Source organism: Massilia sp. CT11-108 (assembly GCF_047302915.1).
GTDB lineage: Bacteria > Pseudomonadota > Gammaproteobacteria > Burkholderiales > Burkholderiaceae_D > Telluria > Telluria orientalis.
This window is the reverse complement of record NZ_JBKYMO010000162.1, coordinates 1-11,755: the sequence shown is the minus strand read 5'-3', so window position 1 is coordinate 11,755 and position 11,755 is coordinate 1. Positions and strand designations below refer to the sequence as shown.

At 61.0% G+C, this 11,755-nt stretch carries 10 protein-coding genes and 1 tRNA gene; 7 read left to right on the top strand and 4 right to left on the bottom strand.

The features are described 5' to 3' along the window. Positions 1-404: 404 nt before the first annotated feature. Positions 405-608, top strand: coding sequence for a cold-shock protein (locus ACEN88_RS14740; RefSeq protein ID WP_036166698.1), 204 nt, complete (start codon positions 405-407; stop codon positions 606-608). Positions 609-679: 71 nt separating this feature from the next. Here the strand turns inward: ACEN88_RS14740 and ACEN88_RS14735 are convergent, their stop codons facing one another. Beyond that, on the bottom strand, positions 680-1,588 hold the full coding sequence (locus ACEN88_RS14735) for a LysR family transcriptional regulator (RefSeq protein ID WP_413340690.1): 909 nt from the start codon (positions 1,586-1,588) through the stop codon (positions 680-682). Between the two features lie 173 nt (positions 1,589-1,761). Between ACEN88_RS14735 and aceB the strand changes: the two genes are divergently transcribed. Further along, entirely contained in the window at positions 1,762-3,345 is a 1,584-nt protein-coding gene (aceB, locus tag ACEN88_RS14730; RefSeq protein ID WP_413340689.1) for a malate synthase A, read from the top strand. A gap of 10 nt (positions 3,346-3,355) precedes the next feature. Here the strand turns inward: aceB and ACEN88_RS14725 are convergent, their stop codons facing one another. Next, positions 3,356-4,018: a 2-hydroxychromene-2-carboxylate isomerase gene (locus tag ACEN88_RS14725; protein WP_413340688.1), complete on the bottom strand. Its 663-nt coding sequence runs from the start codon at positions 4,016-4,018 to the stop codon at positions 3,356-3,358. After that, positions 4,000-4,797 carry a hydroxyacylglutathione hydrolase gene (gene gloB, locus ACEN88_RS14720; RefSeq protein WP_413340686.1) on the bottom strand — a complete coding sequence of 266 codons (798 nt, stop codon included), beginning with the start codon at positions 4,795-4,797 and terminating at the stop codon, positions 4,000-4,002. The genes ACEN88_RS14725 and gloB overlap by 19 nt, the downstream gene beginning before the upstream one ends. Positions 4,798-4,820: 23 nt before the next feature. Here gloB and ACEN88_RS14715 point away from each other — a divergent pair, with 23 nt between their 5' ends. From ACEN88_RS14715 to ACEN88_RS14700, 4 genes are all read left to right on the top strand, one after another. Beyond that, positions 4,821-5,606, top strand: coding sequence for a class I SAM-dependent methyltransferase (locus ACEN88_RS14715; RefSeq protein WP_413340684.1), 786 nt, complete (start codon positions 4,821-4,823; stop codon positions 5,604-5,606). A 21-nt stretch (positions 5,607-5,627) separates the two neighbouring features. Further along, the gene (gene rnhA, locus ACEN88_RS14710) at positions 5,628-6,068 is read left to right on the top strand and encodes a ribonuclease HI (protein WP_413340681.1); all 441 of its coding nucleotides are present in this window, start codon (positions 5,628-5,630) and stop codon (positions 6,066-6,068) included. A 61-nt stretch (positions 6,069-6,129) separates the two neighbouring features. Further along, a complete protein-coding gene (gene dnaQ / locus ACEN88_RS14705; RefSeq protein ID WP_413340679.1) occupies positions 6,130-6,837 on the top strand; it encodes a DNA polymerase III subunit epsilon in 708 nt (235 codons plus the stop codon). 70 nt (positions 6,838-6,907) lie between these two features. Then, positions 6,908-6,982: transfer RNA gene (locus ACEN88_RS14700), tRNA-Val, on the top strand. A gap of 560 nt (positions 6,983-7,542) precedes the next feature. On the opposite strand, the gene ACEN88_RS14695 is transcribed toward ACEN88_RS14700, so the two are convergent. Further along, on the bottom strand, positions 7,543-7,746 hold the full coding sequence (locus ACEN88_RS14695; protein WP_413340677.1) for a hypothetical protein: 204 nt from the start codon (positions 7,744-7,746) through the stop codon (positions 7,543-7,545). Positions 7,747-7,841: 95 nt separating this feature from the next. Between ACEN88_RS14695 and ACEN88_RS14690 the strand changes: the two genes are divergently transcribed. Next, positions 7,842-11,021, top strand: coding sequence for a DUF4214 domain-containing protein (locus tag ACEN88_RS14690; protein WP_413340675.1), 3,180 nt, complete (start codon positions 7,842-7,844; stop codon positions 11,019-11,021). Positions 11,022-11,755 lie beyond the last annotated feature (734 nt).

The following is an 11,755-nucleotide window of genomic DNA, read 5'->3' as shown; positions in this document are numbered from 1 at the left end:
GTCGCCCCGGAGGAGTGGGACGCGTGGCTGTCCGAACTGGATGTGTTCATCGCGTGGGGCAGCGTCGATCCGAAGGCCGCATACCCGAACGACGAGTCTTCTGTATAGCGTCACAACAAAGCACCTGTCCCGAAATCGTTTGATTTAGGACAAACTTTATCCGCATCCATGCCCTATATTTTGCGTACTGCCGACGCAAATGGGATCCGTAAAAAGGTTGGCTTCAGGAATTGTCACGGATCCCGGTTTTATTTTGCGAAAACCGTGTACATGCGGGTTTATTCGGTATAATTAGGGATCGTTGGATTCGCGGTAGCAGTGCAGTTAGTCTGTCATTTGTTTCTTGCTTCTTCAAACGATCGTAAACGGACTTCGGTCCACTTCAACTGAAATAGGAAATTGTAATGGCAACTGGCATCGTTAAATGGTTCAATGACTCCAAAGGCTTCGGGTTCATCACCCCGGACGAAGGCGGCGAAGATCTGTTCGCGCACTTCTCGGCGATTCAGAGCCAGGGCTTCAAGTCCCTGCAGGAGAACCAACGCGTCTCGTTCGACGTGACCTCCGGTCCGAAAGGCAAACAAGCATCGAACATTCAGCCGCTGTAATCTGCTGAATTGATGACAAAAAATCCTCGGAGCTTCCGAGGATTTTTTTTTGCTCTATCGTTTCATGCCGGTCAGCCCGGTTTGCGCCAGTAATCCGGCTGAGAATACGCATGGCGCAGAAAGTCCACGAATACTCTGATGCGTAGCGGCAAGTGACGGCGTTGCGCGAATACGGCATAGATATCGTTGCCCGGCGCCGCGAACTGTTCCAGCACGGGCACCAGCAGGCCCGCTTCGATTTCCGAACTCACTTCCCACATCGACCGCCAGGCCAGCCCGCGCCCGGCCATCGCCCAGTCGTGCAACACGGCGCCGTCGTTGCACACCATATTGCCGCCTACCTTCATTGTGACGATCTTGCCGTGGTCGCGGAACGTCCAGCCCCGCTGGCTGCCTTGGCTGCTGATTGCCAGGCAATTGTGCTTCGACAGGTCGGCCAGCGTCTGCGGCGTCCCATGGCGCTTCAGATAGCCGGGCGTCGCGACGACGACGCGGTGATTGTCCGCGAGCTTCACGCCGACGAGGTTCGAGTCCGTCAGGCTCGCGATGCGGATCGCGATGTCGACGCCTTCGCCGATGACGTCGACGACGCGGTCGGACAGGTTCAGGTTCACGCTCACTTCGCGGTGTTCGGCCAGGAAGGAGGGGACCAGCGGGGCCACGTGCTGGCGCCCGAAGCCGGCGGGGGCGGACACGACGAGATGCCCGGTGGCGCGCGCGCTCCGTTCCGACACGGCCGCTTCCGCTTCTTCGAGCTCGGCAAGGATGCGCTGGCAATCCTCAAGGAACACCGCCCCTTCGTCCGTCAGCGCCAGCTTGCGCGTGGTACGCTGTAAGAGTTTCACGCCCAGGCGCGCCTCGAGTGCGTCCAGGCGGCGGCCGATCATGGCCGGCGCGATGCCCTCCGCGCGCGCGGCCGCGGACAGGCTGCCGCGGGCAATGACTTCGACAAAGGTAGATATCTGACGGAAATGGTCCAAAGGAATGCCTCGATTCTGTTCGTCACTTGTGACAAAAAAGCATAAATGAATATATTTTTTGTCTCGTTTAGGCGATTAATAGTGAATATACTGGAAGCAATATCAAACGCCAAGCTGGCTTGTGCCAGGAACATCGGCACTGTCCACATTTCATACTAGAACAGGAGAACGCAATGACCATCGCCACCCCAGCCGGAATGGAAATCCGGGCCGAGATCAAGCCCGGCTATGAACAGATCCTGACGCCGGAAGCGCTCGCGCTGGTAGCGAAACTGAGCCGCGAATTCGAACCGCGCCGCCAGCAGCTGCTGGCCGCCCGCGTCGAGCGCGCGAAACGCCTGGACGCCGGCGAGCGCCCGGACTTCCTGCCCGAGACGGCGCACATCCGCAACGGCGACTGGAAGATCGCGCCGATCCCGAAGGCGCTGGAATGCCGCCGCGTGGAAATCACGGGCCCGGTCGAGCGCAAGATGGTCATCAATGCGCTGAACTCGGGCGCGGACAGCTACATGACCGACTTCGAAGACTCCAACACCCCGAACTGGGACAACCAGATCACCGGCCAGATCAATATGCGCGACGCGGTGCGCAAGACGATCTCGCTGGAGCAGAACGGCAAGCAATACAAGCTGAACGACAAGGTCGCGACGCTGGTCGTCCGTCCGCGCGGCTGGCACCTGGACGAAAAGCACGTCCTCGTCGACGGCAAGCGCATCTCGGGCGGCATCTTCGACTTCGCCCTGTTCATGGTGCACAACGCGAAGGAACAACTGGCCCGCGGCGCCGGTCCGTACTTCTATCTGCCGAAGATGGAATCGCACCTGGAAGCGCGCCTGTGGAACGACATCTTCGTCATGACCCAAAACGAACTGGGCCTGCCGCAAGGCACCATCAAGGCGACCGTGCTGATCGAGACGATCGTCGCCGCCTTCGAGATGGACGAGATCCTGTACGAACTGCGCGAGCACAGCGCTGGCCTGAATGCGGGCCGTTGGGACTACATCTTCTCGTGCATCAAGAAGTTCAAGCTGGACAAGGACTTCTGCCTGGCCGACCGTCCGAAGGTCACGATGACGGCGCCGTTCATGCGCGCCTACGCGCTGCTGCTGCTGAAGACCTGCCACAAGCGGAACGCCCCGGCGATCGGCGGCATGTCGGCGCTGATCCCGATCAAGAACGATCCGGAAAAGAACGAAGTTGCGATGGGCGGCGTGCGCAACGACAAGGCACGCGACGCGACCGACGGCTACGACGGCGGCTGGGTCGCGCACCCGGGCCTCGTCGAACTGGCGATGACCGAGTTCAAGAAGGTGCTGGGCGACCGCCCGAACCAGATCGACAAGCAGCGTCCGGACGTCGAGGTGACGGCCAAGGACCTGCTGGACTTCCGTCCGGAGACCCCGATCACGGAAGCGGGCCTGCGCTACAACATCAATGTGGGCATCCACTACCTGGGCGCCTGGCTGGCCGGCAACGGCTGCGTGCCGATCCACAACCTGATGGAAGACGCGGCCACGGCCGAGATCAGCCGTTCGCAGGTGTGGCAATGGATCCGCTCGCCGAAGGGTGTGCTGGAAGACGGCCGCAAGGTCACGGCCGAGATGGTGCGCGCGATGATCCCGCAGGAGTTGGCCAACGCGAAGGCGGCCGCCCCGAACGGCGACAGCCCGACCTACGACCGCGCCGCGCAGATCTTCGAACAGATGTCGACCTCGGAAGAATTCGCCGAGTTCCTGACGCTGCCGCTGTACGAATAAATCTGAGTCGTCAACGTTGAGGTTGCGCGCGCGGCGCCCTGCCGATAAACGCGCGAAACGCGTCTTCATCGATGCCGCTGCCCTGCACATGCCAGAGCAGGGCATCGATCCGGTCCGCACCCCAGAACAGTTCCCCATCGACCTGGAACGTCGGTACGCCGAACACGCCCTCGCCGATGGCCTGCGCGGTCGCATCGGCCAGCGCCTGCTTCACGGCGGGCGCCTGCGCCGCCGCGAATAGTCCGGCGCCATCCAGCCCGGCCTCGTCCGCCAGCCGGACCAGCGTCGCCGCATCCATCAAGTCCTCGCCCCGTTCCCACGTCGCACGCGTCAACGCGACGAACAACGTGCGCCGACGCGCGTCATCGTCGATGGCCGTGCACATCCGCAGGGCGGTCAGCGGATTGAACGGGTGGCCGGGCGGACCGGCGAAGGGCAGGCCGCGGCGCGCCGCTTCGCGCATCACGTCGCGGGCCATGTAGCGGCGCTTCGCATCGATTTCGGCCGGCCCGACAGTGCCGTGGGCGTCCAGCAGGCCCGCGAACAGCACGGGTACCACCACGACGCGCGCGCCCGCGGCCTCGATCCGCGCGAGATCGGCGAGGGCCAGCCACGCATACGGGCTGATGGGATCCGCGTAGCAGCGGACCGTCGTCAAAAAACGTTCTTCCATTCGCGCAGCGCGGCGAATACGGTCACCTGGTCGGCGCCGGGCGCGAGACGGCCGGCCGCCGTCAGGCTGCCGATGATGGCGGGCTCGCGCGTGCGCAGGAAGGGGTTCGTCGCCTTTTCGATCGCGATCGTCGACGGGATCGTGGGCAGGTGCGTGCCGCGCAGCTGGCTGTCGTTGGCGATACGCAGCTGCAGCGCGCGGTTGCCCGGTTCCAGCGCTTCGGCGAAACGCAGGTTCGACAGCGTATATTCGTGGGCGCAATAGACCAGCGTATCGTCGGGGAGGGCGGCCAGCTTCGCGAGCGAGGCCATCATCTGCGCCGGCGTGCCTTCGAACAGGCGGCCGCAGCCGCCGCCGAACAAGGTGTCGCCGCAGAACAGCCAGTGCGCGCCCGCATCCTGGCGCACGTATGCGATGTGGCCCTTCGTGTGGCCGGGGACGTCGAGCACGGCGAGCCCGAGCGCGAGGCCCGGCACCTCGACCGTGTCGCCTGCGCCCACCGGGTGGTTCACGACGGCGATGCCGTCGTTGCGCGGACCGAAGACGGGCACGTTGCTGTGTTCGAGCAAGCGCGTCACGCCGCCGATGTGGTCAGCATGGTGATGGGTGAGTAGAATGGCGGTCAGGGTCAGGCCATTCGCCTGCAGGGCCGCGAGGATCGGTTCGGCATCGCCGGGGTCGACCACTGCCGCATGCACGCCGTCATGGATGAGCCAAAGATAGTTATCCTTGAACGCTGGCACGGTCAGGACAGCCAGCTCAGTGGGCACGGGAATCATATGGGTATCGATAAAGGTTGGGCATGGACAGCGCGGCATCCGAAAAATCCATTATAGCGCTCGACCGCTGGCTGCAATCGCCGGCGGGCGCGTACGTGCGCGCCTGGGAGCAGGCGTGCCTGGACGAGCTGACGGTCGATATTTTCGGCTTCAACGCGGTCCAGATCGGCGTGCCGCAGATCGACGCGCTGGCCGCCAACCGCATGCCCAACAAATGGCAGGCGGCGACGCGCACGTCGACGGCCAACGAACTGGTCTATGCCGCCACCGGCAAGCAGATCGCCGTCGCGCTGGACTTCGCCGACCTGCCGTTCGCGTCGCAAAGCCTGGACCTCGTCGTGCTGCCGCACGTGCTGGAATTCGCGGCCGAGCCGCACCAGGTGCTGCGCGAAGTCGAGCGCGTGCTGATCCCGGAAGGCCAGGTGATCATCTGCGGCTTCAACCCGGCCAGCCTGTGGGGGGTGCGCCAGGGGATGGGGCGCATCACGAGCAGCGACTACCTGCCGGCCGCGGGGGAGTTCATCTCTATGCCCCGCCTGAAAGACTGGTTAAAATTATTGAATCTGGGCGTCACGCGCGGCCATTTCGGCTGCTACGCGCCGCCGTTCCGGACCGCGCAATGGCTCAACCGCTTCGCCTTCGTCGAGGGGGCGGGGCAGCGCTGGTGGCCGTATCTCGGGGCCGTGTACATGGTCCACGCGATCAAGCGCGTGAAGGGCATGCGCATCATCGGTCCGGCCTGGAATAAAAAGACGAGCAAGGCGCCGCAGGCGGTGCCGGCGGCGAACCGCAACGAACATTACAAGTAAGAGATAAGGAAGAAGCGCAGCATGACCAAAGTTGAGATTTTTACCGACGGCGCCTGCAAGGGAAATCCGGGTACCGGCGGGTGGGGCGCGCTGCTCGTGGCAGATGGTGGCCACGAAAAGGAAATCTTCGGCGGTGAGCCGAACACGACGAACAACCGCATGGAACTGCGCGCCGTGATCGAGGCGCTCACCGTCCTCAACCGCCCGTGCGAGGTCGTCCTGCACACGGACAGCCAGTACGTGCAAAAGGGGATCTCGGAATGGATCCACGGCTGGAAGGCGCGGGGCTGGAAGACGTCGGCGAAGGAACCCGTCAAGAACGACGACCTGTGGAAGGCGCTGGACGCCGCCCAGCAGCAGCACGCCGTCGAATGGCGCTGGGTGCGCGGCCACAACGGCCACCCCGGCAACGAGCGCGCCGACGCTCTCGCCAACATGGGTGCGGCTTCGCTAAAGCGTTGATATTTCCCTGATTTTGTTATACTTACCGGTTCTTTCCACGCTTTTTTGAGTTTCCACGCGCATGCGCCAAATCGTCCTCGATACCGAAACCACAGGCCTGAATCCGCGCACCGGCGACCGCATCATCGAAGTCGGCTGCGTCGAGATCTTCAACCGCAAGCTGACCGGCAATAACTTCCACCGCTACATCAACCCCGAGCGCGACTCGGACGAAGCGGCACTGGCGGTCCACGGCCTGACGACCGAGTTCCTCAGCGATAAGCCGAAGTTCCACGAGATCGCCCACGAACTGCGCGAATTCGTGCAGGGCGCCGAGATCATCATCCATAACGCGCCGTTCGACCTTGCGTTCCTGAACCATGAGTTCGAGCGCATGGGCCTGCCGCCGTTCGTCGAACACTGCTCGAACGTGATCGATACGCTCGTCCATGCCAAGGAACTTCACCCCGGCAAGCGCAATTCGCTGGACGCGCTGTGCGACCGCTACGGCATCTCGAACGCGCACCGCAAGCTGCACGGCGCACTGCTGGACTCGGAGCTGCTGGCCGACGTCTACCTGGCGATGACCCGCGGCCAGAATACGCTGTCGATGGACGTCGAGGTCGAGGCGAGCGGCGGCGGCATCGTGCTGGAAGCCGGTCCGCTGGGCGAGATCCTCGTGCTGCCGGCTGCTGCCGACGAGCTCGCCGAGCACGAGAATGTTCTTGCCGCACTCGACAAAGGCGTGAAGGGAGAATGTGTTTGGAGAAAATATTCTCCGCAGGGGTGACAAAACGCAAAACTCCCCCTATAATGCTCGTCATTGCAGCGACGCAATCGCAGCAAAGCAGTAAAAAGTAGGGCGGTTAGCTCAGGGGTAGAGCACAGCATTCACACTGCTGGGGTCGCAAGTTCGAAACTTGCACCGCCCACCAGGATTCGACGATTCGATTGAATCGAAACAAATGAAGGCCAGCGATCAGCTGGCTTTTTTGTTTTGTGCGTCCGTCTCTGCGTTGTGGCGTCAGAATCGCGGATGGCAAGACTCAAAAATCTGATTGCTTAGAATACGCAGGGGATCCATCGATGCGTCCGCCATGTGGGGCGTGGGGCGAACCTTCAAATAGTTCCTGCCTACACGCAAGATCACGCCAACGAAGAGAGAGATGGCGATCCGCCGATTCGGCCCGCAATCCTTGTTCTGGTAAGCGCGGACACACAATAACAAGAGCCATACGCACGCACGCGCCAGGTCGCGCTCCACCATGCTTTACGCGAGCACATGTTTGATCCGGCGGTGCCAGATGCCGGTTTCGACATGCTTCATCTCGACCAGGATCGTCCAGTTTTTCGGGCAGGCGTGTGTATTCGCCGAGAGCTTCCTTGCGAAAATGGACGACCTGATACGACGCCTCGAAGAGCAGCGTCGACAGGGCATCAAAAAAGGGAAGTCCGTCTTCGCTCCTGATGAACACGGTGCTTGGCGACAGCACTTTCAGCGCCTCGTCGATGTCCGGGACACGGAAGCGCCGCGGCTCTTCCCGATCGAGCGCAGCGCTTCCGTGTCCCGGAAGGGCTGCTGTGACGTCGGGTCCGACAGTTTCAAGTCCGTGACAAGTGCATCGCGAAGCTGGCCATGGAGCGCGGGGCCGGTCAGACAGGTGGAGATCGTGGCACCGACGAGGTGCTGCAGCAGCATGGGTCAGCGCTCGAGCTTTGCCATGACCGCCGAAGGCGCCGGCGCCCGGAGTTCTTCGGCAGGTCGGCGGCGTGACGCAAGGCCTGGAACCGTACATGCGCGGCCGGATCGCGTTCGCAACGCCATTCGACTTCCGACAACGGCTGCCGCAGGGCAGTGTCGGATGCGGCTTCGATCGCATCGGAAGCCAGGACCATCCTCGGAGCACGGCGCGCTTCGATCACGTAGCGGTCGATGCGCTTGTCGAACTCGGAATTGATACCAGGTGCGGTCGCGACGCCGCCGCGTCGGCCCTGCTGGAGTACGACAACGACGGCAATCTGCTGCGTCGCCATGTGACCCAGCAGGCGCACGGCGCGGGCACGGTGCTGCAACAGGTGACGATCGACGGCGTGAGCCGGGTCGTGACGCGCAACCTGGCGTCCCTCGCGGGCGAAACCCAGGATCTCTGGTATGCGTATGACGACATGAATCGCCAGGTCATGGTCGAAGGTGCCGCGAACGGCAACACCGCCGACACCAACAATCTCACCACGGCGCAGGGCCACCTCGTCACCTATGACAAGAATGGCAATCGCACCAGCGACACGTTCCAGGGCAGCCAGCTGGTGGCGCAGGTCGGCGACGACGGCGCGACGCGCTACTTGGTCCACCAGGGCCGCATCACGGTGCACTACCGCTACGACGCGGCCGGACGCCTGTCCGAAACCGCAATCGGCGCGATCGATGCCCAGGGCAATGCGCTGGACCCGTCGCGTGCGACCGTCGTCTCGCAGAACTACTACGACGCGGCCGGTCACCTGATCCAGAGCGGTGGCGGCGACAAGCTGCCGGCGGGCTATGCCCAGACCGCTGCGAACAACCCGGGAGCCGCATTCAACACGAACCGCACGGTCCGTGAGTATGATGCCGACGGACGCCTTCAGCATGAACGGATCACGGATCGCGCCGGGGTACTCGTCCAGGACACCAGCTATGCCGGCGGCTACGACGCGGTCGGCAACGTCCTGTCGTACACCATCACGGACGGTTCGGGCAACGTCTCGCGCACGACGGTTACGGAGATCAAGGGGGAGGGATACGACAGGAGCGGCATCACGACGACGAAGACCGCGCCGAGCGGCGTGTCCGTCAGCGCCAGCACGCACTACGCGTACGACGTCAACGGTGAGCTGGTGCGCACCGACACGACGTCGGCGATGGGGACGGTCAGCACCATCAAACAGACCAACGACTTCGACGGCAACATCCTGCAGACGATCGACGGCAACGAAGCGTGGAACCGTCTCGTGGTGGATGGGCAGGTCTACGCGGTATGGGATCCGCCGACGGGCGACGTGCCGGATCCGACCGACGCGATCACGGCGATGTACTGGGAACTGCTGGACCGCGCCCCGGATGCCGCAGGCCTGGCTTGGTGGGTGCACACGGTCGTCGACGAGGGCTATTCGCTCCAGAGTGTCTATGACGGCATCAAGGACAGCGACGAATACAAGCAGCTGCATAGCGGGGACGGCTCCGGTGGCGGCGATCCTGCACCGGATCCGGGACCGACGGCGGCCGACCTCGTCACGCAGGCGTACCAGGCATTGCTCGGACGTGCGCCGAGTTCGCAGGAGCTGTCGTACTGGACCAACGCGATGGCGCATGGCATGTCGATCTTCGAAGTCGAAACGCAGATGCAGGCAAGCCCCGAGTACGAGAATCGTCAGGTCACCAGTCCGGACCCAGGTAATTTCGCCCCGAACGGCGATCTGATTGTGAACTATCGCCCCGGCGATACGTTACAGGGCCTCGCTTTGGCGGCGTACGGCGATGCGTCGCTCGCGTACTTGATCGCACAGGCGAATGGGATCACGGCCGGGTCGCAGCTTGCTTCTCTCAAGGAGGTTGTGATTCCGAAGGTGAACGGCTTGACGTCCAGCACCAAGACGCAAACCGTGTCGACGGGGGCGGGAAAACCGACGCAGGGCGTAGGGCAGATGCAGAGTGCACACGCGGACATCGGCGCGGGCGGAACTACCTACACAACGCTGGGCGGCGGTACACCCGACGCCAGAACGGCTACTGTGCTGGAGATCATGAACCATGTGGGATGGTTCCAGGAAGACCCGTCGATACCGACGATATTCTATGTACAGGCCTACGACGTCTATAAAATGATACAGGGTGGCGCGAACCTGCGTGAGTTTGTCAATAAGGACTACGACAGCATCGTCCGCAGAATAGTCGCACTTAACACGGGCCACCCGGGCCATCCCGCCGATATGGTGGCGCCGGATGTTGCGCCCATCAACGGAAGGGACATGTCGAAGGAGCAATTTGGCGAGAGTTACCATACCAGTATCCGGAATAGCTACGGCGGGGTAGACCAGCCGTCGGCGCCGAGCAGTGCCGTGGCGTACACCGGAAGCCTGACGCAAGATCACCCGTCTGTGCCGGTCCTGACCGCTGGCGATTTCGGGTCTCTGAATGTCGATACCGGTTTGCTCACCAGCTTACCCGCGATTGATGGACAATTCGGACCTGGTACTTCCACACCGCAGCCTATCGGAACTGGTACATTCACTACGCAGCCTATCGGAACTGGTCCTTCTACTCCGCAACCTATCTATTCGACCAGTAGCGGCACCGATAGGGCGCCAGCGCAAATTTTGGTAGGTACGACGCCAGTGGCTGTTTCGAAAGAGAAAAGCTACGACTATCAGACTGTCCAGACCTTGGCTAACGGCACTCAGCAGATCATCCGTGTCGTTCATGTCAGCCCGGACGACAAAGCAATCAATGCAGTAAATGACTGGCTTCAATCCGACCACGAATTCGCAGTGGGCGGCGGGATCTATGCTGGGGTTGGTTTTGATGCGGAAGCCACAATCCAGGTCAACATATCAAAGGGGGAAATTGGTGTGAGTCAGGCAGAGGTTGGTCTTGGAATCGGAGCCGGCGGTAGTTTACACGGTGGTGCTATTCATCCCGAAGGTACCCCAAACCATCCAGACGGCGGAGGTTCGTTATCCACCACTCTGTATGAAGACGGAATAGGTGACAAACAGAAAGATCACACCATTGCAATTTCTACCAAGGTGGGTATCGAAGTCAGTGTGCCATTATTCCAGGGTACAGCTGATGCCAAAGTAGGCGTACAAAGCCAGATCGGCGGTGGAGTGAACTCGACTTTCATGGGGGCAAACTGGGGAGCGAAAGTACTAGTGCCTGTGACTGGCATCGCTGTGATGGGGAAGTGGAACGTATATAATTGGAGTTACAAAAGGTAACCTAGGGAAAGAAGGTAGAAATGGTCCGTGAAATTGATTTATCCTCGTTGGCTGAACAAGAGCGGCAGAGAAATAATGCAGCTAAATTTCAGAATAGGAAAATTAGGGTATTGTTTGGACTCGCTTCAGTACTTTTATTTATCATTATTGGGAAGTATTCGGTATCGGCTTATCATAAAGTGCTTATATGTATAATTTTTGTTACGATGGTCGGGACGGTTTTTTCGTTGCTGGCGTGCAAGTGCCCTAATTGTGGAGCTACCCCGGCCGGTGAGGCGATATCGCTTTCATCCGAGATTCGATATACCAAGGGCGTCAATCCGTTCGCTAAACGATGCAGCTGTTGCGGGTTCTATTTATCTCAGAAATACCTTGAGCGCAGAATAAGGGAGGCGAATATGAAGCGATCGTCTTAACATGCTTTCAGATAGTTTGCCCTGATAACATTAATCGGCTGTGCAACGTTCAGTTGCTGCCGGCAATTTTGGACAGAAGCCGCTCGTCTTTATCGAACGCGCCACGCGCTCATTTCTCAAATTGGCGCGGTAGCTAGTTTGTATAGGACGATCGCTTCGACAACCGCACCGGCCAGACGTACCAGTGTGGCCAGTCAGTCGCGCAAATCAGTGCCTACGGCAAGACCAGCGAAATGGACTAAGTAGTCATGCAAAATTTATCGTGAACTTGCTGCCGAAGCCACTCATCAAGGATTGAATCTCGTCGAGCAAATCTGC

What these genes read in the sequence shown, in the direction of transcription:
- ACEN88_RS14715 (WP_413340684.1), top strand. Translation starts at nt 4,821, where the DNA reads ATGGACAGCGCGGCATCCGAAAAATCCATTATAGCGCTCGACCGCTGG.
- ACEN88_RS14740 (WP_036166698.1), top strand. Translation starts at nt 405, where the DNA reads ATGGCAACTGGCATCGTTAAATGGTTCAATGACTCCAAAGGCTTCGGG.
- ACEN88_RS14725 (WP_413340688.1), bottom strand. Translation starts at nt 4,018, where the DNA reads ATGGAAGAACGTTTTTTGACGACGGTCCGCTGCTACGCGGATCCCATC.
- dnaQ (WP_413340679.1), top strand. Translation starts at nt 6,130, where the DNA reads ATGCGCCAAATCGTCCTCGATACCGAAACCACAGGCCTGAATCCGCGC.
- ACEN88_RS14695 (WP_413340677.1), bottom strand. Translation starts at nt 7,746, where the DNA reads ATGCTGCTGCAGCACCTCGTCGGTGCCACGATCTCCACCTGTCTGACC.
- gloB (WP_413340686.1), bottom strand. Translation starts at nt 4,797, where the DNA reads ATGATTCCCGTGCCCACTGAGCTGGCTGTCCTGACCGTGCCAGCGTTC.
- ACEN88_RS14690 (WP_413340675.1), top strand. Translation starts at nt 7,842, where the DNA reads ATGCGCGGCCGGATCGCGTTCGCAACGCCATTCGACTTCCGACAACGG.
- rnhA (WP_413340681.1), top strand. Translation starts at nt 5,628, where the DNA reads ATGACCAAAGTTGAGATTTTTACCGACGGCGCCTGCAAGGGAAATCCG.
- aceB (WP_413340689.1), top strand. Translation starts at nt 1,762, where the DNA reads ATGACCATCGCCACCCCAGCCGGAATGGAAATCCGGGCCGAGATCAAG.